The sequence below is a fragment of the Arthrobacter sp. 01T414 genome (assembly GCF_056398965.1).
In genome coordinates, this window is sequence record NZ_JBFTQK010000005.1 from 159,486 (window position 1) to 183,037 (window position 23,552).

A 23,552-nucleotide genomic window follows, 5' to 3' on the forward strand; every position below is an offset into this window, starting at 1 on the left:
CGCCGCCGGGATCACGCGGCGCGGACACAGCATCGGCTAGGATCGAAGACTAACAAGGGGAGTTGCAGACCAAGGGTCAACCGGCTTTACCGGGGGCCTTAGGTGACCGACGAAGTCGCCGAGGCCGGCAGTTCCCGGACAGTCTAGGAGGAACCCGTGTCCCACCCGATCGATGTCGGATCAGTACTTGGCGGCCGCTACAAGGTCACTGCCACGGTACTGACCTCGCATGACCAGGATCTGGTGCTGGACGGAGTGGACCAGGTTCTGAACCGGCCGGTGAGCATCCTCGTCGCCGGCCCGGGCAACGCCGACCAGGTCGCCCAGAGCGCCCGCGAGGTCGCCACCGGCGAACGGCCCGGCCACGTCCAGATCCTTGACCTCGGGGTCAGCGACGCTGCCACCTACCTGATCACCAACCACACCTCGGCTGCGGACCTGCTGGACCTCGTGGTGAGTTCCAACCCGCCCTACGTCGAACCCTTCTTCACGGACACGCTGGGCAGCGAGATCTTCGGCCAGCCGCGCTCCAAGGAGCCTGAGACTTACGACGGCCTGTACGACGACGAGGACGTTGACGCCGGGTACATCAACTATGGGGACCAGCAGCGCCAGGCCGGGGATATGCCCCCGACGTCGTCGACTCCCGCCCAACGCGTTCCCGCACCGCCGGCGGCTTCTCCGGCTGCCGGTTCCCGTGGTGCCGGTGCCGCAGCCGCCGGAGCTGCGGGCGTAGCCGCAGGAGCTGCCGCGGCCAAAGCTTCGAAGTCCCCGAAGACTGCTCCCCAGCAGGCGGCAGCGCAGCCGACTGCCGCCCAGCCAGTCCAGCCGGCCCCCGAAAAGGCGGCCCCCGAGACGCCGAAGGTCTCCCGGTGGGAGGACGACGACTACGACGACGCCCAGCCCGACCAGCGGACCATGGCGATGCAGGCGGCAGCCGCTAAGGGCGCCGGAGAGGGCCGAGCAGCGGGCAGCTTCCCGGCCTTTGCGAAGAACAACGCGTCCGAGGACCGCTACGACGGCTATGACGACGACGACGATGACGACGCACCCCGGCGCGAGCCGCGGTCCCTGCGCTGGCTGGTCGGCGCCCTGCTGGCCGCCGTGCTGGTGATTGGCCTGATTTTCGCCGTCACGAACCTTGGTGGCCTTTTCAAGGGCGGCACGCCCCAGACCGCCAAGACCACGGCCTCCACGCCGGCCAGTACTTCCGGGAAATCCGGGTCGCCCTCCGCAACCCAGAGCGCGCCTCCCGCCGCGGTCCCGCCTGCCATCGAGTCAGTCACCCGGCAGGGCAATTTCGACTTCGCCGCCACCTATGACGGCGACCTGGTCAAGACCTACGACGGCAACGCCGCCAGCTACTGGTCCGACATGGAATTTGCCACCGACGGATGGGGAGGCTTCGCCCCCGACGGTGTGCCGCTGGTAGTAAAGCTCAAGGCCCCGGCCCAGATTTCCTCGGTCACCTTGAGCCAGCTCGGCGCATCGGGCGGCAACATCAGCATCTTCACCAACGACCGGCCGACGCTCGACGGCGCCAAGCAGGTGGGCAGCAACAGCTTCACCTCGTCGGACCTGACCATGCCGCTGCAGGAACCGGTCAAGGCACAGTACGTGATCGTTTCCATCAAGAGCCTGCCCAAGCTGGCCGCGCCGAAGACGCGCTACGGCTACGGCATTAGACTCGCCGAAATCAAGATCCAGTAGCTACCAGCCCGGCGTACCACGGGCCAACAAGACGATCCATTCAGGTCATTACCGGTACCCTGAGAGATGGGTACGGCTGCGCTGTGCCCAGCCCGGGCGGAATATTCGACTGCCCGCATTAGTTGTGCCATGTGGCCGGCCACGCAGGCGGGCGCATCGACAAAGGAAGAGGTTCACCGTTCAGTGAGCAACGCAGAAAACACCGCGTCCGAAGTACGTGATGTCATCATCGTCGGCTCCGGGCCTGCTGGCTACACCGCCGCGGTCTACACGGCTCGCGCCAATCTGAAGCCGCTGCTCCTGGCGGGTTCCGTTACCGCCGGCGGTGAGTTAATGAACACCACCGACGTCGAGAACTACCCGGGTTTCCCGGACGGCATCATGGGTCCGGACCTGATGGAAAACTTCGAGAAGCAGGCCGAGCGTTTCGGCACTGAAATCCAGTTTGAGGACGTCACCGAACTGGACCTCGACGGCGACATCAAGACGGTGACCATCGGAACAGGGGAGACCTTCCAGGCCCGCTCCATCATTCTGTCGACCGGCTCCGCGTACCGCGAGCTGGGCCTGCCCAATGAAAAGAGGCTCTCGGGCCACGGCGTCAGCTGGTGCGCAACCTGCGACGGTTTCTTTTTCAAGGATCAGGACATTGCGGTCATCGGCGGCGGTGACTCTGCAATGGAAGAGGCACTCTTCCTGACCAAGTTCGCAAAGTCCGTCACCGTCGTGCACCGCCGCGACACCCTGCGCGCTTCAAAGATCATGGCCGACCGCGCCCTTGCCCACGAGAAGATCAACTTCGTCTGGAACACCGGTGTAGAGGACGTCCTCGGCGGGGACAAGGTCACCGGTCTGCGGTTGAAGAACCTCGTCGACGGCACCGAAACTGAGCTAGCCGTGACGGGTGTCTTCGTGGCTATCGGCAATGATCCGCGCACCGACCTCGTCAAGGGCAAGCTGGAGCTTTCACCGGAAGGCACCATTGCCGTCCAGGGCCGTACCTCCAAGACGAGCGTCAAGGGCGTTTTCGCTGCCGGCGACGTCATCGACCCGACCTACCGCCAGGCCATCACGGCTTCGGGTTCGGGCTGTGTCGCCGCCCTCGACGTCGAGCACTACCTCGCAGACCTCCACGCCTAATCAGCGCGCGGCAAGCAACCCAAGAGAGAGACAGGTTATGAGCAACGCTAAAGATGTAACTGACGCTAGCTTCAGCACCGACGTGCTGGGAGCCGACAAGCCGGTCATCGTGGATTTCTGGGCCGAATGGTGCGGACCCTGCCGCAAGCTCGGTCCCATTCTGGATGAGATCTCCGTCGAGTACAGCGAAAAGGTAAACGTCGTCAAGGTTAACGTTGACGACAATCCGGCCATCGCAGCCGAATACGGCATCACCTCCATCCCCGCTGTCTACCTTTTCCAGGGCGGGGAAGTGAAGGGCACTGTCATCGGCGCGCGGCCCAAGCAGTTCTTTGAGAAAGAATTCGCGGACGTCCTGTCCTAGCCTCTAGCGGATTCCCCGGCGGCGCGATTCTGGCCGCCGGCAAGACGGCCCCCACTGAACGAGTTGGGGCCGTCTTTTTGGTTCAGGGGCTTATTGGGTTCGGGGGACTGGGTCTGCCGCGATTGGCCTGGCCTGACCGGTTGGAGTTGGGGGAGGCGTGCACTGGCCCGACCGACTGAGATCTCATGACAGGTCACCCCGATGGTGCTCGGCACCAGCACCATGCAGCAACGGTGGAGGAAAACAACATATAGCAGTTGAATTGCGGTCAGGTTTTCTTCGGGATGGCCTCAAGGTCAAGGCGGGTTTCAACCTGACCTGGGTAGGCCTAGACTCGCGCCTGAGGGAGTGTTGCGCGCAGCTCAAGCAGCCCGGAAGCTGGATTTTGACCGCCCCCTAGAATTGCCTGTTGCGGCAGGTACTGCATTCCGGCGACCCACCCAGGATGGGCCGCAGCCCTAGGGGTTCGAGTTCCTTGGCTTTCGTCATAGGTTTCGTAACGTCGGGCAGCGGCTTGGGCCCAGGTCCTTCAATGTTTCACGTGAAACACAGCATCTCGGCTCCTTGAACGATGTCCATTTTTCGACGGCGCTCTCATGCCGGCGCTTCGCTAGTTGCCCGAATATCCGTTAATGCACTAGGCGGCAACGAAACTACACCTGCAGCCACCTAGGCCGACGACGCAGGCCCGATCAAGGGCAGAAGGAGTCGATCGCCTTGGAATGATCTTCTGTCGCGCGAGGAGACCATGACGTGGGGATGTTTCACGTGAAACAAAGGACAGTCCGTGGCGGCGGTCCACGTACACAATCGCGGGCGACTCCAACTACAGGGCTCTCAGAGTCTCTAGCCGCTTTCCCAGTGGGCAAAACTGCCTGCGACTCCGCATTTCGACATGGCTATCGGTGCCGTCTCGATTCCGACCGACAAAATCGATCCCGGGCTTAGCCACCCTCCATTCCACGAAAGCCAGCCATGGCTCTGTAGCACCTTGATCAGGTAGCCTGCCACCTGAAATTGTGTGCATGTGTGTGCGTCAGTGACCGTCGGACGCCTGCGTGCGCCCCTACCTTCATTCCGGCCTGCGTATGCGCGTGCGTACCTGCAGCCTCGCCACCGCCGCAAGCAGCGGGGGTGCCGGCGAGACCTGGGTGGCGCATGGGCGGGTAATCGCTATGGCGACTCGATCTGAGTCCGCGTTTCACGTGAAACATGCACCGTCGCCAGCGCCTTACGGGAACGGGCCCGATTTCTAGCATTACTTGGCGCCCTATGCCCACTCCACCAGCTGAGTGAATCAATCGGTAGTCCACTATCAGAACAGACCGCAGTCCCATTGCTTGTCACCTCTAGTGTTTCTCGGGAGGGTATTTGGCCGCTACGAGGCCCAAACAGTCCGCTCGTCGTCTTCAAGTTGGAGCGACTAGCCATTCTCACCGCTTCAACAGCCGCGCCCAGTCCTGCTAGATGGCGGTTGAGGGCGCGCTAATGGATCATCTGTCGCCACGACCCACTGACGCTTGATCGTCCTTGGGCCCCCAACACTCGGCTGCGGCAGGGCAGCTGGGTACCGGCGAGATTGAACGGCACCTCCAGCAACGACCCAAATCTAATAATGTTTCACGTGAAACGCAGGCATCCCCTCGAGCAATGCAGACTTTCCGTCTATGACAAAGGATGGGGACGGTCCAGAACATAGTCCCGGCCCTCTGGACAGTCAGGATTTAGGCCCTCAACCAGCGACAAAACACCCACTCCGCGCCGATATGCCAATGCCGACGACCTGAGTGCAAACCAGTCTCGCATTGTCTGCTTCAGCACCAAGGGACGCGGGACCGGACAAGCATCCCCGGCCTGCCGCCTAGCCACAAGCCCGGCTTCACCGCACCGCCACACCAAGCCATCGTCGCACCCCAGAGTCTGTAGGACCGAAGCTCGATGGACTACCGACGATCCACATAGGATGGCCGTCTACAGGACTCCTGGCACAGCTGCCGCGTTAGTTCCTACTGATGCATCGCAGTGAATCATTCAGCCCGCTGTGCCAGCTGCTGCGCTCAGGGCGGCGATCGTGAGATTTTTTCCAAGGGGCTGTTGCGTGTTCATCTCCTCGCTGGACAGTGCACCAATTCTCCACAGAAACTGGACCCCTAGGCTGGCCCGATATGGCCCCGCCCGTTCGGCATCCGTAGTTGTCCACACACAACGAACCGACTCACGGCCTACGCGTCCAGGCATACCCGGGCTGCCCATAGCACTTGGCGACTTGCCCATAGTCGAATTGCAGCCGCACGGGCACGCCAAGGCAGCTCCTCGTCCCGCTCCGAAAATGCAGCGAGATCAAGAGCCGGAGGTCCCTACCTGATGACATCGGAGCAGGCGCTTGACCCGACGACATCCCCTCTACTCGGTGCAATGTATTGAAGTGCTCGGCCAACGCAGACGCTGGGTAATGTGGGAATGGACCACGGTGGCTAGGATGCAGTGATGTGGTGCTCCGCCTACACCCCACATGCGCAGAGACAGAGGCCGCGGCTGTCGAAGCGAGGGCGGGCACATTCCATCGCTCCGACTGATACTGCAGCTAGTGAAGGGCTAGGCCCCGCCGACACCAGGTTTCCATCGGCGGGGAGTAGGTGACAGCTGCGCGCCACTGCATCTCCCAAGCTGCGTCCGATGGGCCCTCATCCTGAAGCGCGGGGCGGGGCACGGATCTCCACTAGCGGAGTAGGCCACGGTGGCCGGCGCTGGGCTATAGCCTCGGCCCTCCTCAGTGACGTCCGTGGCCGCGCATTTAGCTCACGGTTTCAGCCGGCCGCCGGCGAATGCAGTCACTCGCGGACAAGCATCTTTGACTCCATGCGCTGGCGTTGGGTATCACCTGGGGGAACATTTCGTCGTCGGTTTTGAACTTGGTGGCGTGGTGATCTGCGATCACCGAGAGTCCGTTCTCGGGACAAGTCACTGCTCTATCCAAGTTCTACACAGAAGTTATGCACAAACTTATCCACAGGCACCTGAGACATTACACACAGGAGTATCCACAGGTGAGATTTCCCACGGTTCGCGTATCTCGGTGACCCGCCACTCCGAGTGCCGCAGCGGGGCTCCGACTAAGTCCACCCGCTGCCTCCACGACCTCCTTGTCATCCGTCTCCAAAGCCATGAATCAGCCTAGAAATTAACCAGTGCGTGTGGATTTTAACGGCGCTACACCGCTCTCACGGCGTAGACTCCAATCCGCGAACTCGGTTTCACGTGAAACATCGCAGCGGACCGATGAATCTCCGGGGGAGGCACTATGGTTCTCGCCTGGGTCCACCTCCCCAGGCCGCTGGCTATCCACCGGAGCGGTGGAGTAATCCACAAAGTTATCCACAGCGATATCCACCGCCCGTCAATACGATGTGCGTCTTGCTGTGGGCCTGCCGTTAATGCTTCAATCGGCGTCGCTCCGACTTAGAAACCGACCGTCGGGCGTAGGTCCCAGAGTCAGCAGTGCACCGACCTGACACACCACCCCACTCACCGATAACCCCAGCCAGAGGCGCTAGTGTCCCGCCGGCCGCAGCTTCGAGTGCATAGTTATGGGTGCCGGGACTCAGTGTCAGGATCCTGCCAATCGGGAAGCTCAGACTGGGTCTGGTCGTGACCTCGGGAAGCTTGACCACAAGAATGCACTCGCGAGTTCGGGGGAGGCTAGCCCGATAGACGCTCCGGTCTCTCGTTCCATATGGGCACGGACGACTATGAGCCGAGCGCCTTGCCGATCCCTCCTTAGAGACCGAAAAGGCAGGACCTTCATCCGGAAGCCGCGAGCCTGGTCCCGCCTTACGGATTACCCCGGAGCCTTCCCTGACTGGATAGGTCTTCCATCTGTGGGACCTGGCGAAATACCGGCTCGCACGCCCCAGTCGGAAATCGGGTCGCAGATCCCCTCCAGCTCCTTGCTCTCAGTCAGCCAGGCGCCTTGGCCGCCCAGTGGTCGCTGGGCACCCGAGCCAGTCGGGGCACTCGCAAGGCATCTACGCTTGAACGGCAAAGTGAAACGCTGCCGATCCGCCGGCAATCTGCGAATTGAGATCACGGACAGGGGAGCGAGCTGAGCCCCTCCGATCGCACCTGAACATCCCGCCAGTGCTCGCAGGATCTGCGCAAAAGCACCCGAACTTCCGGAAGATGCTACGGAGTTCGCGGGACACCCATTCGTCATGGTTCTCCCGGGGTCTGAACAAGGTGCGCGGCAGTCCTGCCAATGCTCGATCGGGTCAGAAGCAGGCCCTGTATCGTCTGGATACTGTCCCTCGCACCGTCGTATGGCGAACAACGAGCGTTCCCCGACGGCGCGATCCCACTAGTGCTCGCGGCCTGCACTGCCGCGGTGTTTCACGTGAAACACACGGCAAAACGGTGCGCCCATTCCCGACCGGTCCGGAGCTGGAACTCTTCCCTCGACGAACGTGTGGATCCGGGGGCGCTATTTCGATCCTGCCTAGGGAAGGAAGCTGTGCAAAACCCGGTCTCATCCGGCGTCTGGTCGAAGAAATGGACCTGGAGTCAGCCCGATACATGGCCTCGATATAGCGACTGAAGGGGCGGGGTCGGTCCGCGGGCTTCATTGGGCGGACCACAATCCGGAACCACAGCCAGACCAGGACAAGTTGGTCCAGCGATCCGGTTCGCTAGTACCCTCAGCCCAACGCAAGTCTTGGTCGGCAGACTCGTAGAAACTGCGGCGTTCTAGGTCTTCGCACCTACGTCAAAGCCAGAGACTGCAGCGGCTGGATGCAGGTTGGCCACGCAACGATCCAAACAAGGCGATGTGTGTCTAACTCATCCATTCCGATGCGGTGAACGCATCGAATACTGTCATCCCCAACCACACGGGATCAGATTTCACGTGAAACATAGACCCGAGGCACTATAACTATGTAGACGCCGTCCGAAATTATACGCCGGCACCTCGCGGTGGGGCGGCCACAAAACCCCGCCCAGACCGCGCGGAAACCCCTACATCGCGCTAGCCGACATTAGCCGTAGATGCCAAGGACTTACCCCGGAAACATGCGTGCAATTAGGCATGGGTTCCCTCAATCGGGTGACCGTGGACCTGGCGAGTCAGACAATGATGCCCTAGCGGAACCACCAATGCGCGCATCGCTCCCATACAGCACCCCGTCGTGCCGCAGGCCCCCACTTTGGCAGTGTAATAGGCCGTGACCGCCGCCATTTCAGCTTCCCCGGGGCCTCTATGGCGTTGAACGGGCCTAAGAGGCCACGGGCGGCCTTAGGCACCGTGAAGCCCGCTGGAATGCCCGCAGAGCGTCCCTGGCACGCCCTACACCGCCTAATAGCCATGCGAATGCCCCGTCCATGCTGCTGCAATTGCGATCAAGGAACTGAAAATGTCGAAACCCTCCAGGCAACAATGCCCAAAGCAGCCTCGAAACACGTCGAAGACCGGTCACCTGTCCCGAAACAAAAAACAGGGCCTGTTTCACGTGAAACAGACCCTGTTTTGGAGCAATGCCGGCGGAATCAGCTAGGCGCTCCAGGCGTCAGCACATCCATGATGCGGTTCAAATCCTCGACGCTAGCGAATTCGATGCTGACCCGGCCCTTGCGGGCACCCAGCGAGATCTTGACGTTCGTATCCAAGCGATCTGAGAGCGAGGAGGCCAAGTAATCGAGTCGCTCGTGGCGTGCACCCGGGCGGGGGATGTTGTTCTTCGTCGGCGCCGCCGGGCTCTGGTACAGCGTCACGGCTTCCTCCGTGGCGCGGACCGACATGCCCTCGGCCACGATCTTCTGGGCGAGCCGCTCCATGGCAGCCGCGTCCGGTAGAGCGAGCAGTGCACGAGCGTGGCCCGCCGAGATGACCCCTGCCCCCACGCGACGCTGAACGAGCGGCGGAAGCTTGAGCAGACGAAGAGTGTTCGACACCTGGGGACGGGACCGGCCGATCCGGTCAGCGAGCTGCTCATGGGTCGTCCCGAAGTCCTCGAGCAACTGCTGGTACGCAGCTGCCTCTTCGAGCGGATTCAGCTGGCTGCGGTGAAGGTTTTCGAGCAGGGCATCGCGAAGCAGGTCATCATCGGTCGTATCGCGGACGATTGCCGGAATCGTGTCCAGTCCCGCGGCCTGTACGGCACGCCACCGACGCTCACCCATGACGAGCTCATAGGGTTCGCTACCGCCTTCAGTTGAAGTACGGACCACAATTGGCTGGAGGACGCCGATTTCACGAACGGAGTGAACAAGCTCCGCCATGTCGTCCTCATCGAAGACGGAGCGCGGCTGTTTGCGGTTGGGGTGGATATCGGTGACCGGGATTTCCGCGAAGCGGACGCCCGGTACCTCGACCAGATCCACCCCGTTGTCGACGGCAGAAGCCTCCGCGGATGAATCGGACTTGGCGTCGGCTTTATCCGCGCTCACGGAGTCTTCAGCAACTGCCGACGCCTTGGGCGACGTCGCCCGGCGCGCCGGCGCACCGCTGGTGTCAGCCGGTGCAGCTTCCTTCTTCCCGGGAGACTTCGGCGGTGTGCTCTTGCTGGCGGCTTTCGGAGCCGACTTAGCAGGCGCGCTGGCGGGTTCGGTCTTTTCCTGAGCGGGAGCATCCGAGGCAGCGGTCGCGGGGGAAGACGTCGTCGTCTCGGCCGCAGGAGTTGCCTTCGTTTCCGTGGTCTCCTCCGTCAGCGCCGCCTCGGGAGCCCGCTTCCTGGCCTCAGGAAAAAACAGATCCACCGGCCGGGACGGAGCAGCGCCGCTCCCGGAGGCGTTGGCCGAGGCGGAACTTGGAATCAGTGCGCCAAGTCCACGGCCAAGGCCGCGTCGCTTATCGCTCATGGATAAATCCCTCCAGTGGATGAGCCCGGCATGATCAGGCTCTGGCTAGTGCAATGTTGAGAAGATTCTAACGTTCAGCAATTTCCGCTGCGGCTTCCAGATAGGACAGCGCGCCGCTGGAGGAAGGATCGTAAGTCATCACGGTCTGCTGGTAGCTCGGGGCCTCGGAAATCCTTACCGATCGCGGTACCACAGCCCCCAGAACCTGTTCCGGGAAGTGCTCACGGACTTCGGCGGCCACCTGCGCTGCGAGGTTGGTACGTCCGTCGTACATCGTCAGCAGGATGGTGGATACCACGAGGTCAGCATTCAGGTGCTTCTGGATCATCTCAATGTTCTTGAGCAGCTGGCTCAGGCCCTCGAGCGCGTAGTACTCGCACTGGATCGGGATCAGGACCTCACCTGCGGCGCAGAACGCGTTGACCGTCAGAAGCCCCAGGCTCGGCGGGCAGTCGATGAAGATGTAGTCGAGCCGTTCCTCGCCGTTCTTGGCGCGTTCCTTGGCGTAGACGTCGATGGCCCGGCGCAGCCGCTGTTCGCGGGCTACCAGGCTGACCAGTTCAATCTCGGCGCCGGCCAGGTGAATCGTGGCCGGGGCACAGATCAGTTTGTCGATGTCCGGGCAAGGCGCCACGACGTCCTGCAGGGGCACATCGTTGATGAGGACGTCATAGATGCTGTCGACGTCGGCGTGGTGTTCGATACCCAACGCTGTAGAGGCGTTGCCCTGCGGGTCGATATCGATGACCAGCACATTCAGGCCTGCTGCGGCGAGGGCAGCGGCGATGTTGACGGTGGTGGTTGTCTTGCCCACCCCGCCCTTCTGGTTGGAAACGGTGAAGATGCGGGTCTTTTCTGGCTTGGGCAGTTCACGTCCCAGCAGCCGTTCCCGGCGCTTGTTCTCGTGTGCAAGTTCGCGGGCAATCGGGCTGGAATCGTCGATCGAGTCCAGGACGTTGCCGACGGAGGCCACCGAAGTTTCACGTGAAACGCTCGCTGCAACAGCAACGTCTGCAACCGATGCAGTTTGTTTGGAGGAGATATTGTGAGCGACCGCGGGCGCGGAAAAGGCCCGTGCTGACCCCAGGGACACAAACGGGGGAATCCGTTGTGTGGAGGCTTCGCTACTGCTCACTTGACACTCTCACTCTCATTCGGCTTTTGCTGCCGGTTACTAGCCTAACCTCTTCCCTAACAAGACCGAGGGCACCGGGCTGGTGCTACGCAATCTTTCGGGGCTTGTTCACAACGATTCGGACTACTGTGGTGGGTTCCTCGAGGATGTCTTCACCCACGACCACCACGGAGGTCTCCACCCCTCCGAGCTTCCGGATGACCTTGGCGGCCTTCTCGATCTCCTCGCCGGCGCTCCGACCCTTGATAGCAACGACCTCGCCCTTGCCACCGAGTAGCGGAATGGTGAGCCCGGCAAGGTTGGAGAGCGCAGAAACTGCCCGCGCCGTAACCACATCGGCCGTCACCTGGCCAACGGCCAGTTCCGCACGGGTCCGCATCACCGTGACGTTCTCCAGGCCGAGGTCGTCAACCACCTCCTGCAGCCAGATGACCCGGCGCTCCAGTGGCTCGATCAGCGTCAGCTCTAGGTCCGGCCGGGCGATGGCCAGGCAAAGACCTGGCAGCCCAGCCCCGCTGCCGACGTCAGCAACGTGGCTTCCCTGGGCGATTTCGCGCTCAATAACGGCGCAGTTGAGGACATGCCGGCTCCACAGCCTGGGGACTTCGCGGGGTCCAATCAGGCCGCGTTCGGTACCTGACGTGGCCAAGTGCTCAACGTAGCGCTTCGCCAGTTCCAGCCGGTCACCAAAAATAGACTCTGCGGCCTTCAATTCGGCCGCGGTAATTTCCACCATCAAGCTACCCGGGGCGTCAGTCTGCGGAAACAACGATGTGCCGCTCAGCGCCTTCGCCTTCGGATTCACTGACGAACCCAAGGTCAGCGACGGCGTCGTGCACGATCTTGCGCTCGTAGGCGCTCATCGGTGCCAGTGCGACGGACTTGCCTGTTTCCTTGACCGAGGCGATGGCATCTTCGGCAATCTGCTGCAGATCGCCGGCCCGATCGGCACGGTAACCGTTGATGTCCAGCACGAGGCGGGAACGGTTCTCGGTCGCGGAGAGCACGGCAAGGCGGGTGAGTTCCTGGAGGGCTTCGAGCACCTCGCCGTCGCGGCCCACGAGGCTTTCCAGGCCGGAGGAGTCCTCCTCGGCGACGATCGAGATGTAAGTGCGTCCGTTTCGGACCTCAATGTCTATGTCGCCGTCGATGTCGGCGATGTCCAGGAGTTCCTCGAGGTAGTCCGCGGCGACGTCGCCCTCCTCCTCCAGGCGGCTTGCCGAGCTAGCTTTGCCCGAACCGGCAGCGGCCTCCTTGGAATCGGTCCCGGCCTCTTCAGAGCCGTTTTCCCGGACGACGTCCTGGACGTCTTCCTGAAGGGTTTCCTGATCGGGGGTTTCGGCGGAAATAGCGTGTTCGGTGCTCTCGGCGGACATTACTTCCTCTTCCTGTTCTTGCGCTGGGGCTGGACGCGCTGGCTCTTGGCGGCGACGGCGGCAGCAGCGGCAGCCGCTTCAGCCTCGGCGTCGGCCTTCTTGGCTCCCATCAGGGGCAATGCCGGGAGACCCTTGGCGGCGCGGCGCTCGGCGAGGGCCTTGGCGGCGGGCGAGCCCGGAGTCGGCATGCGGCGAATCACAAAGAACTGCTGGCCCATGGTCCACAGGTTGGTGGTGGTCCAGTAGATCAGGACGCCGATGGGGAAGTTGATGCCGCCGACGCCGAAGACGAGCGGCAGGATGTAGAGCATCATCTTCTGCTGCTTCATGAACGGGCTGGCCATGGCCTCTTCGGACATGTTCTTCGCCATGATCTGTTTCTGGGTGATGAACTGCGAGGCGGTCATCGCGAGAATCATGAGGATCGATAGCACCACGACGGCGACGTTGCCGGCGCCGCCATGCAGCAGCGCGGCGGAGAGCGGGGCACCGAAGATGCTCGACTCATCGAACTGCCTGACCTGATCGATGTTCATCGCACCGATGCCGGTGCCGCCGGCCTTGGCCGAGCTGATGCCGGACAGCACCTGGAACAGGGCGAAGAAGAACGGCATCTGGATCAGCATCGGAAGGCACGCGGAGAAGGGATTGGTTCCGTGCTTCTTGTACAGGGCCATCTGTTCCTGCGCCATGGCCTGGCGGGAAAGCTGGTCGGTCTTGCCCTTGTACTTGTCCTGCATCTTCTTCAGGTCCGGCTGCAACAGCTGCATGCCGCGCTGGGCTTTGATCTGCTTGACGAAGACGGGAATCAGGGCGGCGCGGATAACCAGCACCAGCCCGATGATGGACAGCGTCCAGGTCCAGCCGTTGGCGGCTGGCAGCCCGATGGCGCTCAGTCCGTCATGGAAGCCGATCATGATGGCTGAAACAAGCCACTTGAACGGGGCCAGAATTGCTCCAAAGATGTCCATACGTTATCCCTATTCGTCAGGCCGCCGAGCGGCCTTCTCCATCAGACTGAGCAGCCAGGTACTTATCCGGGTTGTTCAGTACAACAATCCTGGGGGTGTGGCCTTCGGGCCACTCCCGGTGGCCGGCGGGGACATGGTCCACTCCGCCGGAATTCCAAGGGTGGCAGCGCAGGAGGCGCCGCACCGCCAGCCAGCTACCCTTGACGGCGCCGTGCACCGTAATTGCCTCCAGCGCGTACGCCGAGCAGCTGGGAAAGAAACGGCAAACCTGCCCGTACAACGGCGAGACCACTTTGCGGTACGCCATCAGCAACAGGATCAGGACGTTGCGCGGCAGGTTCCAGATCGCGAGGCCAAGCCACGCTGCGCCCGCTCGGAAGCGGGAGTCGGAAAGGGGGACGACGGCGTCGGTAGAGTTACGCACGCGGGGTCCCTTCCTGTGTCGTCTCATAAGAAACTGTAGAAGCGGCCTGTGGGAGGCGGCTGCCCAACCGTTTCATGGTTGTCTCCAAGGCGGCGTCATAGTCACTGCGCAGATCGTCCCAGCCGGCGCCCGCCGAGGCGGGGAGTGCCCGGACCACGATAGCGAATCCGCTGGGGTATTGCTGCAGCGACAAGGCGCCGGCTTCTCTTAGTCTCCTCTTAACGAGGTTCCTGACAACAGCGTTACCAACACTCTTGGAAACGATGAAACCGATCCGGCTTGGTTCATCGGCAGCGAGAGCTGCCGTATATAACACTAAGTTCCGGCGTCCATTGCGGACGCCGGAACGTACAGTTGTTGAAAAATCGGTAGGGGTCCTCAGACGGTTCCGGGTGGCTAGCACCGTTCAACTCGCATAGGGATGGTGACCGACGAGTCAGTTATTTAGGCCGACAGCTCGGTGCGGCCCTTGCCACGACGGGCTGCCAGGATGGCACGGCCGGCACGGGTACGCATACGAAGGCGGAAGCCGTGCTTCTTGGCTCGACGGCGGTTATTCGGCTGAAAAGTCCGCTTGCTCACGTTAGTTACTCCAGTGGATCAAAGGTGCGCCCACCCGATCAAAAAAAGGGGAAGAACTGGCCGACGCTAAGTTTTGTATGTGCCGCTACCCTCGACTCGCAAGACGCAGGCGTCGGGGAGAGATTCAATGAGGCGAAAAGCGGACACAAAGGACTTCACAACGTTAGGGGAAAAACGCCTCCAGAGTCAAACCGGCGGCTGCCCCGGCCCCTGTCCCCAGCTGTGGTTAACCGGTCTGCCAGCCTGTGGATGAAGTGGGTCACGCCCCCGGTTTTGGAACCACACCGGTGTAATTATCCACAGGGCTGATCCCAGCTATCTTCTAGTCTTTCCATCCCCTAGAGTGTCCCAGTAGCCGATTATCCACGGACTGTGCACAACCCTGTGGATTAAGCCGGGGCCAGCAGCCTGGTCCGGGCCCACGGCTGCAGGTAACGCAGGCAAGCAAGGTTTGAGGAACTGATTGATGACGGTAGACGAAGCCAACCACGCGAACACCGTCGGAAGTTCCTGGCGGCGGGTTGTCAGCCTTCTTGAGAACGACCACCGGGTGACCCCCCGGCAGCGTGGCTTCGTAATTCTCGCCCAGGCGCAGGGGCTGATCGGTTCCACTTTGCTGGTGGCCGTGCCCAACGAACTCACCCGCGAGGTTCTCCAGACCCAGGTCAAGGAAGCCCTCGACGACGCCCTGCGGGACGTCTTCTCCGACGAGATCCGCTGTGCAATCGACGTCGACACCGACCTGGTGCCGCTCCATGTCGAGCCGGAGCCCGCGGCTGAACTGTCCCTCGCCGCCGACCCGATGGTGGAACTCAAGCCGCAGCCGATGCTGCCGAGCACTTCCCACGAATTCGGCCGGCTCAATCCGAAGTACGTCTTCGACACCTTCGTGATCGGTTCCTCCAACCGCTTTGCCCACGCGGCCGCCGTCGCCGTTGCCGAAGCGCCGGCCAAGGCATACAATCCGCTCTTCATCTACGGCGACTCCGGGCTGGGCAAGACCCACCTGTTGCACGCGATCGGCCACTACGCCCGCCGGCTCTATAGCGGGATACGCGTCCGCTACGTGAACTCCGAGGAATTCACCAACGACTTCATCAACTCGATCCGCGACGATGAAGGCACCAGCTTCAAAACCACCTACCGCAACGTGGATGTCCTTCTCATCGACGACATTCAGTTCCTCGCCGGCAAGGACCGCACGCTGGAGGAGTTCTTCCACACCTTCAACGCCCTGCACAACAACAACAAGCAGGTGGTCATCACCTCCGACCAGCCGCCCAAGCTGCTGGCCGGCTTCGAAGACCGCATGAAGTCCCGCTTCGAATGGGGCCTGCTGACCGACATCCAGCCGCCGGAACTGGAAACCCGCATCGCGATCCTCCGCAAGAAGGCCCTCAGCGAGGGTCTCTCCGCCCCGGACGACGCACTGGAATACATCGCTTCAAAGATTTCCAGCAACATCCGCGAACTGGAGGGTGCGCTGATCCGTGTCACCGCGTTCGCGAGCCTGAACCGGCAGCCGGTCGATGTGGCCCTCGCCGAGATGGTGCTCAAGGACCTGATCACTGACGACGGCGCCCAGGAGATCACTTCGGCCCAGATCCTCACCCAGACGGCTGACTACTTCAAGCTCAGCATGGAAGAGCTCTGCAGCAAGTCCCGCACGCGGACCCTGGTCACGGCACGGCAGATCGCAATGTACCTGTGCCGGGAGCTCACGGACATGTCACTGCCCAAGATTGGGCAGGAGCTCGGCGGACGCGATCACACCACTGTGATCCACGCCGACCGCAAGATTCGCGAACTGATGGCGGAGCGCCGTGTGATCTACAACCAGGTGACCGAGCTGACCAACCGGATCAAGCAGCAGCAGCGCAATTCCTGAGCTGGTTCCTGCCCTGAGCAGACGCGCACTCTTACCTTATTAACAGGTGCCTGTGGACAAGCCTGTGGATAGTTAAGGGGACAACCGCGGTTAATGGGCTTAAAACCCTTAAGGCGCCTGTGGATCGGCAAATCGGCCAAAAATGTTGTCCCCATCCACACCCTGTTTAAAACCTGCTCCACCCACAGTCCATGAACAGGGCTTAACCCCGGAACTGCACGGCCAGACCGAGTTATCCACAGTTTCCACAGCAGTTATTAACACTACTAATCCCAAGAAAATGAAATTCCCTCAAACAACAGTTTCGATCCGACCCTCCACCACCGGCCCCGGCACTCAGAAGCCAAACTCCGGAACGCGGTTCCGAACCACACGGCTGTAACCCCGGGGATGGGAGAAGTCCGATCTTGGGGCTAAGCTGTCTGCAGTGTGTCCGTCCCGGACACCCTCTTGTCATTCGCAACCCGGAAACGAAGAGCGAGCGACGAAAGGCCCGGGTTTACGGCACCCAACTTTTTGGCGGCTCCGGCGAAGCGTCCGGCACCACCATGGCCCTGTGAGTTTTAGCGATATCAGCAGCAATGAAAGGCGGCACCCTTCCGTGAAGTTCAGAGTCGAACGGGACGTCCTGGCCGAAGCCGTGACCTGGACCGCCCGGTCGTTGTCTCCGCGGCCGCCTGTTCCCGTGCTTTCCGGGCTGCTCCTCAAGGCCGAAGCCGGCACTGTCAGCCTCTCGAGCTTTGACTACGAGACTTCGGCTCGCCTGGAGATCCCGGCGGACATCACCACCGAGGGCACGATCCTGGTTTCGGGCCGCCTGCTCGCCGACATTTGCCGCAGCCTGCCCTCGGCCCCGGTTGAAATCGAAACTGACGGCAACAAGGTCACCCTGAGCTGCCGCCGAAGCAGCTTCCACCTGGCCACGATGCCGGAAGCCGAATACCCGCCGCTGCCCGCGCTGCCCCCGATCAGCGGCACCGTACCGGGCGATTCGTTCGCCCAGGCCGTGTCCCAGGTGATCATCGCGGCCAGCAAGGATGACACCTTACCGATCCTCACCGGCGTCCGGATGGAAATCGAGGACGACCTCATCACGCTGCTCGCCACCGACCGCTACCGCCTCGCCATGCGCGAAGTTCCGTGGAAGCCGGCAACTCCGGGCATCTCCACCAGTGCCCTGGTGAAGGCCAAGACCCTCAACGAGGTTGCCAAAACGCTCGGCAGCAGTGGCGACATCAACCTCGCCCTCGCCGACGATGACAGCCGGCTGATCGGTTTTGAGAGCGGCGGCCGCACCACGACCTCGCTCCTGGTGGATGGTGACTACCCGAAAATCCGTTCGCTGTTCCCGGATTCCACCCCGATCCACGCCACCGTGCAGACCCAGGAACTGGTCGAGGCCGTCCGCCGCGTCTCGCTCGTGGCCGAACGCAACACTCCGGTGCGGCTCGCGTTCACCCAGGGGCAGCTGCACCTCGACGCCGGAACCGGCGAGGACGCCCAGGCATCCGAGGAACTTGAAGCCCAACTGACCGGTGAAGACATCACCGTGGCCTTCAACCCGCACTACCTCATCGAGGGCCTGAGCGTGATCGAGACGAAGTTCGTCCGGTTCTCTTTCACCACGGCACCGAAGCCCGCAATGATCACCGCGCAGCAGGACGCCGACGGTGAGGACCAGGATGACTATCGTTACCTAGTCATGCCGGTTCGCCTGCCCAACTAGTCCCCACCGCCACCCTCGCCTCGCAAGTCCCCATCGGCTCCCAGCCTTCGCAAGCTCAGGCAGGGCCCCTCGCCGATGGGGCTCCACGGCCAGGGAACCCTGGCGGCGTGGGCCCACGCAGTTGGGCCGCCGCCCACCGAACCACCAGCGCAGAAAAGAGATCTTCCCGTGCACATCGGACTAATCGGCCTTGGAAAAATGGGTTTCAACATGCGCGAACGTCTGCGCAACGGCGGAATCCAGGTGACCGGTTTCGACCGCAATCCGGACATCACCGACGTGCCCACCGTTGACGAACTGATCGCTGCGCTGCCGGCCCCGCGCCTGATCTGGGTAATGGTTCCGTCCGGAGAGATCACCGATGCCGTCATCACCGAACTCGGCAATAAGCTCGACGCCGGCGACCTGGTGATCGACGGCGGCAACTCCCGCTTCACCGAAGACCAGAGGCACGCTGCCGCCTTGGCCGAAAAGGGCGTGCGCTTCGCCGACTGCGGGGTATCCGGCGGGGTCTGGGGACTCCAGAACGGCTACGGACTGATGGCCGGCGGCGACTCAGCTGACATCGAACGGGCGCTGCCGGTTTTTGACGCCCTCCGGCCGGAAGGCGACCGCGCGGACAGCTTCGTGCATGTGGGCGGCGTGGGCGCCGGACACTACGCCAAGATGGTGCACAACGGCATCGAGTACGGCTTGATGCAGGCCTATGCCGAAGGATACGAGCTCCTCGCGGCAAAGGACATTGTGACCGATCTGCCCGGCACCTTCCGTGCCTGGCAGAAGGGCACCGTTGTCCGGTCCTGGCTGCTGGACCTGATGGTCAAGGCCCTGGACGAGGATCCCGGGCTGGAGTCCATCGACGACTACGTCGAGGACTCGGGCGAGGGACGCTGGACCGTTGAGGAAGCGATTGCCAACGCGGTGCCGGCCCCGGCCATCACCGCAGCGCTGTTCGCCCGCTTCTCCTCCCGCGAAGACAGCTCTCCTGCCATGAAGATGGTGTCCGCCCTGCGCCACCAGTTCGGCGGACACGCCACCCGGCCGGCCAAGTAGCACCTGAAATCCTGAAGCGGCGTGTACCTAGAACAACTTTCGCTGACCGATTTCCGCAGTTACGCCCAGGTGGACCTCAGCCTGGAACCCGGTGTCACGGTGTTGGTGGGCTCCAACGGCATAGGCAAGACCAACCTGATGGAAGCCATTGGCTACCTGGCCACCCTGAGCTCCCACCGGGTCAGTAACGATGCGCCACTGCTTCGGTTTGGTACCGAGCGGGCGATGATCCGGGCCAAACTGGTCCGCGGCGAACAGTCCACGGTGTTGGAACTGGAAATCAACGGCGGCCGCGCCAACCGGGCGCGCATCAATCGGAGCAATCCGGTGCGGGCGCGGGAYATCCTGGGGATCTGCCAGACGGTCCTCTTTGCCCCCGAAGACCTCGCCCTGGTCAAGGGAGATCCGTCCAACCGGCGCCGTTTCCTCGATGAGCTGCTGGTCAGCCTCGTTCCCCGGCACGCGGCCACGCGCAGCGACTACGAACGGGTCCTCAAACAACGCAATGCGCTGCTCAAGTCCGGCCGCGCCGGCAAATTCACCGCAGGCCACGAGGCAACCCTGGATGTCTGGGACCAGCACATGGCCCGGGCCGGGGCAGAGCTGCTGCACGCCCGGCTTGAACTGGTGGAACTACTGCAACCCCATCTCAGGAATGCCTACGCCCAGCTCACCGACGGGTCCAAGGCGGCAGGAGCGGTCTACCGATCCACCCTGCAGGCGGTGCTCGACGACGACGGTGAGGCGTCCGCGGGCGGATCCGGCAGCCCGGCCGGGGCTGAGGACCTCCGGCAGCTAAGCGTCGAGGAACTCACCGAACGCTACGTTCACGCCTTTGCCGCCTCACGCCGCAAGGAACTGGAACGCGGCATCTCACTGGTAGGCCCGCACCGTGACGAACTGGAACTGGTTTTGGGACAGGCGCCGGCCAAGGGATACGCCTCGCACGGGGAAACCTGGTCCATGTGCCTGTCGCTGCGGCTGGCCTCGTACTACGTGATGTTGGACGATGCGCGCACCGGCGGCTCCGCCCCGATCCTGATCCTGGACGACGTTTTTGCCGAGCTGGACGTCCAGCGGCGGCGTAAACTGGCGGCTATAGTCTCCGGCGCGGAACAGGTGCTGGTGACCGCCGCTGTCGAGGATGACATCCCGGCAGAGCTGGCCGGACGGCGGGTGAAGGTCATTCCGGGAGGAATCGATGAGCCGGACCAACGATGAATAAGGATACCGACGGCGGCCTGCAGCCCGGCCGCGACCCCGATGACATCGACGCGGCTCAGGCGGCCCTGAACCGGATGCGCGATGCCGCCGCAGCCCGCGGCGAGATCCGCCGCAAAGCGCCCCCACGGCCGGGCACCGCCCAAAAACCGAACCGCAGTTCCGGAACTCGGGGCTTCAGCCAGTTCCACGGCACCGGACGGGACCCGCTGGGGCTCGGCAAAGTGGTCGGGCGGCTCGTCGCGGAACGCGGCTGGAGCTCGCCGGTGGCGGTGGGTTCCGTCATGGCGCAATGGCCCGCGCTCGTGGGTCCGGAAATTTCCGCGCACTGCACCCCCGAGAGCTTCACCGACACCACCCTCCATGTCCGCTGCGATTCGACGGCCTGGGCCACCCAGCTGCGCCTGCTCAGCCTGAGCCTGCTGGAGAAATTCCGCGTCGAGCTAGGCGAAGGCGTTGTGACGAGCATCCAGGTGCTCGGTCCGGCGGCGCCCAGCTGGCGCAAGGGGGCGCGGACAGTCAACGGCCGCGGCCCGCGGGACACCTACGGGTAGGCCGCGGCGGCTTCCGGCGTGGGAGTCCGGGGTGTCCTCGGCCCCGGGTATGAAGCACTTCTTCCAAAACTATTGAAAAATCCGCAAACGCCGTGTAGGGCGCTCCAACGCCCCGGATGCGTATAGGAACCCAGCGGGAGCACCCCGGGGGCCGTGCAGACGGAGCCAATGGCCTCTCAGCGGCACTTTAGCCGCCCAACAGGCCCTTGGAATGCGAGAATCCGCCCTATAACACGGTAGAATCGTGATAGATAACTGGGCGCCGGTGAAACGTCGACTGAGTCCGTTTCCGACGCAATTTTTGCGCGCGGAATAGGCTCACGCGGTCAAGACAGCGGCGCCGACAGTGACGTGCCTGTTGGCGGTAACCGTTCCTCTTCGGAGGCGGCGACGGCCGGCCTTCAACGAACATAGAGGAGTCGAAAGCGCCTGTGGCTAACGACAATACAGATTTCCCGGCAGCGGACCCAGCGGCGGGAGGTGCTTCGGCGGCCAGCCCCGACGAGACGGCGACGCCCCGCGAGTACGGTGCCAGCGACATCACTGTGCTTGAGGGACTGGAAGCAGTCCGGAAACGCCCCGGCATGTACATCGGTTCCACTGGTCCGCGCGGCCTGCACCACCTGGTCTATGAAGTCGTGGACAACTCGGTCGATGAAGCGCTGGCCGGCTACTGCACGCACATCGAAATCGTTCTCCAGGCTGACGGCGGCGTCAAAGTCGTGGACAACGGCCGCGGAATTCCCGTGGACATGCACCCCACCGAGCACAAGCCCACGGTGGAAGTTGTCATGACCATCCTGCACGCCGGCGGAAAGTTCGGTGGTGGCGGCTACGCTGTCTCCGGCGGCCTGCACGGCGTCGGTATTTCGGTGGTCAATGCGCTCTCCAGCCGCGTTGATACCGAGGTCCGCCGGCAGGGCCATGTCTGGCGGATGTCCTTCGCCGACGGCGGCAAGCCCCAGGGCAGCCTGGTCAAGGGCGAAGAAACCACGGAAACCGGCACCACCCAGACGTTCTACCCGGACGGCAGCATCTTCGAAACCACCGAATTCGACTTTGAGACCCTGCGGGCCCGCTTCCAGCAGATGGCCTTCCTGAACAAGGGCCTGCGCATCACGCTCACCGACGAGCGCCAGGCCGCCGCGGAACCGTCCGAGGACGCGGACCTCAATCTCGACGTCGTCGAAACCGAAGGCGAAGTCCCCGCGGAATTCCACACCGTGGTCTACCAGTACGACGACGGCCTGCTGGACTATGTGAAGCACTTGAACTCGGGCAAGAAGGTCGACGTCGTGCACGAGGACGTCATCGCCTTCGAAACCGAGGACAAGGACCGGCACATCGCCCTGGAAATGGCGATGCAGTGGACGAACGCATACTCCGAGAGCGTCCACACCTACGCCAACACCATCAACACCCACGAGGGCGGCACCCACGAAGAGGGTTTCCGGGCCGCGATGACCTCGCTCATCAACCGCTACGCGCGCGAGAAGAGCATCATCAAGGAAAAGGACGACAACCTCACCGGCGACGACATCCGTGAGGGCCTGACAGCGGTCATCTCGGTCAAGCTCTCCGAGCCGCAGTTCGAGGGACAGACCAAGACCAAGCTTGGCAACTCCGAGGTCAAGGGCTTCGTCCAGCGCGTGGTGACTGACGGCCTCGGTGACTGGCTGGAGCGCAACCCGGGCCCGGCCCGCGATGTCATCCGCAAAGCTATTTCCGCGGCCCAGGCCCGCATGGCCGCCCGCAAGGCCCGCGACAATGCGCGACGGAAGAGCCCGCTGGAATCGTTCGGCATGCCCGGCAAGCTCTCAGACTGCTCCTCGAAGGATCCGCAGAAGTGTGAGGTCTACATCGTGGAGGGTGACTCCGCCGGCGGTTCGGCCAAGCGCGGACGCAACCCCGAGACCCAGGCCATCCTGCCGCTGCGCGGCAAGATCCTGAACGTCGAGCGCGCCCGGCTCGACAAGGCCCTGGGTAACGCCGAGGTCCAGTCCATGATTACCGCGTTCGGTACCGGCATCGGCGAGGACTTCGACCTGGCCAAGCTCCGGTACCACAAGATCGTCCTGATGGCCGATGCCGACGTCGACGGCCAGCACATCACCACCCTGCTGATGACGCTGCTGTTCCGCTACATGCGCCCGCTGATCGAGAACGGCTACGTCTACCTTGCCCAGCCGCCGCTGTACCGGATCAAGTGGTCCAACGCCCCGCACGACTACGTGTACAGCGACCGCGAACGCGACGCGAAGCTGGTTTCCGGCCAGGCGGCCGGTCGTCGCATCCCCAAGGACAACGGTATCCAGCGCTACAAGGGCCTCGGCGAAATGGACTACACGGAACTCTGGGACACCACCATGGACCCGGAACACCGCACCCTCCTGCAGGTCACCATGGATGACGCGCTGGCGGCGGACCAGACGTTCTCCGTCCTGATGGGCGAGGACGTGGAATCCCGCCGAAACTTCATTCAGCAGAACGCCAAGGACGTTCGGTTCCTGGACATCTAGCGGCCAAACCAGCCGCATATTCCAGAACCGATATATACCT

The 23,552-nt window shown here is 62.8% G+C and carries 17 protein-coding genes; 9 read left to right on the forward strand and 8 right to left on the reverse strand.

The features are described 5' to 3' along the window. Positions 1-156 precede the first annotated feature (156 nt). From AC1DK9_RS13110 to trxA, 3 genes are all read left to right on the forward strand, one after another. A complete protein-coding gene (locus AC1DK9_RS13110) occupies positions 157-1,710 on the forward strand; it encodes an ABC transporter substrate-binding protein (protein ID WP_476916180.1) in 1,554 nt (517 codons plus the stop codon). A gap of 183 nt (positions 1,711-1,893) precedes the next feature. Then, on the forward strand, positions 1,894-2,850 hold the full coding sequence (gene trxB / locus AC1DK9_RS13115) for a thioredoxin-disulfide reductase (protein WP_476916181.1): 957 nt from the start codon (positions 1,894-1,896) through the stop codon (positions 2,848-2,850). Positions 2,851-2,887: 37 nt separating this feature from the next. Continuing rightward, positions 2,888-3,214 carry a thioredoxin gene (gene trxA, locus AC1DK9_RS13120; RefSeq protein ID WP_476861426.1) on the forward strand — a complete coding sequence of 109 codons (327 nt, stop codon included), beginning with the start codon at positions 2,888-2,890 and terminating at the stop codon, positions 3,212-3,214. A 5,538-nt stretch (positions 3,215-8,752) separates the two neighbouring features. Here the strand turns inward: trxA and AC1DK9_RS13125 are convergent. The 8 genes from AC1DK9_RS13125 to rpmH all read right to left on the reverse strand — a co-directional run bounded on the left by AC1DK9_RS13125 (position 8,753) and on the right by rpmH (position 14,551). Beyond that, the gene (locus tag AC1DK9_RS13125) at positions 8,753-10,063 is read right to left on the reverse strand and encodes a ParB/RepB/Spo0J family partition protein (protein ID WP_476916182.1); all 1,311 of its coding nucleotides are present in this window, start codon (positions 10,061-10,063) and stop codon (positions 8,753-8,755) included. Between the two features lie 67 nt (positions 10,064-10,130). Further along, positions 10,131-11,198: a ParA family protein gene (locus tag AC1DK9_RS13130; protein WP_476861424.1), complete on the reverse strand. Its 1,068-nt coding sequence runs from the start codon at positions 11,196-11,198 to the stop codon at positions 10,131-10,133. A gap of 85 nt (positions 11,199-11,283) precedes the next feature. After that, positions 11,284-11,934 (reverse strand): 16S rRNA (guanine(527)-N(7))-methyltransferase RsmG, encoded by a 651-nt coding sequence (gene rsmG, locus AC1DK9_RS13135; protein ID WP_476916183.1) that lies wholly within the window; start codon positions 11,932-11,934, stop codon positions 11,284-11,286. Positions 11,935-11,950: 16 nt separating this feature from the next. Then, positions 11,951-12,574: a Jag family protein gene (locus tag AC1DK9_RS13140; RefSeq protein ID WP_476861422.1), complete on the reverse strand. Its 624-nt coding sequence runs from the start codon at positions 12,572-12,574 to the stop codon at positions 11,951-11,953. Further along, the gene (gene yidC / locus AC1DK9_RS13145) at positions 12,574-13,545 is read right to left on the reverse strand and encodes a membrane protein insertase YidC (RefSeq protein WP_476861421.1); all 972 of its coding nucleotides are present in this window, start codon (positions 13,543-13,545) and stop codon (positions 12,574-12,576) included. The genes AC1DK9_RS13140 and yidC overlap by 1 nt, the downstream gene beginning before the upstream one ends. Before the next feature lie 16 nt (positions 13,546-13,561). Beyond that, entirely contained in the window at positions 13,562-13,969 is a 408-nt protein-coding gene (yidD, locus tag AC1DK9_RS13150) for a membrane protein insertion efficiency factor YidD (RefSeq protein WP_476861420.1), read from the reverse strand. Then, positions 13,962-14,372 carry a ribonuclease P protein component gene (rnpA, locus tag AC1DK9_RS13155; protein ID WP_476861419.1) on the reverse strand — a complete coding sequence of 137 codons (411 nt, stop codon included), beginning with the start codon at positions 14,370-14,372 and terminating at the stop codon, positions 13,962-13,964. The genes yidD and rnpA overlap by 8 nt, the downstream gene beginning before the upstream one ends. Positions 14,373-14,413: 41 nt before the next feature. Then, positions 14,414-14,551 carry a 50S ribosomal protein L34 gene (gene rpmH, locus AC1DK9_RS13160; protein ID WP_003800212.1) on the reverse strand — a complete coding sequence of 46 codons (138 nt, stop codon included), beginning with the start codon at positions 14,549-14,551 and terminating at the stop codon, positions 14,414-14,416. Positions 14,552-15,017: 466 nt separating this feature from the next. Between rpmH and dnaA the strand changes: the two genes are divergently transcribed. From dnaA to gyrB, 6 genes are all read left to right on the forward strand, one after another. Then, a complete protein-coding gene (gene dnaA / locus AC1DK9_RS13165; protein ID WP_476861418.1) occupies positions 15,018-16,439 on the forward strand; it encodes a chromosomal replication initiator protein DnaA in 1,422 nt (473 codons plus the stop codon). A 601-nt stretch (positions 16,440-17,040) separates the two neighbouring features. Next, positions 17,041-18,165: a DNA polymerase III subunit beta gene (dnaN, locus tag AC1DK9_RS13170; protein ID WP_476916184.1), complete on the forward strand. Its 1,125-nt coding sequence runs from the start codon at positions 17,041-17,043 to the stop codon at positions 18,163-18,165. A 168-nt stretch (positions 18,166-18,333) separates the two neighbouring features. Continuing rightward, a complete protein-coding gene (gnd, locus tag AC1DK9_RS13175; RefSeq protein ID WP_476916185.1) occupies positions 18,334-19,218 on the forward strand; it encodes a phosphogluconate dehydrogenase (NAD(+)-dependent, decarboxylating) in 885 nt (294 codons plus the stop codon). Between the two features lie 21 nt (positions 19,219-19,239). Then, positions 19,240-20,439, forward strand: coding sequence for a DNA replication/repair protein RecF (gene recF, locus AC1DK9_RS13180; protein WP_476916186.1), 1,200 nt, complete (start codon positions 19,240-19,242; stop codon positions 20,437-20,439). Then, a complete protein-coding gene (locus AC1DK9_RS13185) occupies positions 20,436-20,993 on the forward strand; it encodes a DciA family protein (RefSeq protein ID WP_476861414.1) in 558 nt (185 codons plus the stop codon). Before recF ends, AC1DK9_RS13185 begins: the two co-directional genes overlap by 4 nt. A gap of 431 nt (positions 20,994-21,424) precedes the next feature. Then, complete coding sequence (gene gyrB, locus AC1DK9_RS13190) at positions 21,425-23,512, forward strand: DNA topoisomerase (ATP-hydrolyzing) subunit B (RefSeq protein ID WP_476861413.1); 2,088 nt, start codon at positions 21,425-21,427, stop codon at positions 23,510-23,512. Positions 23,513-23,552 lie beyond the last annotated feature (40 nt).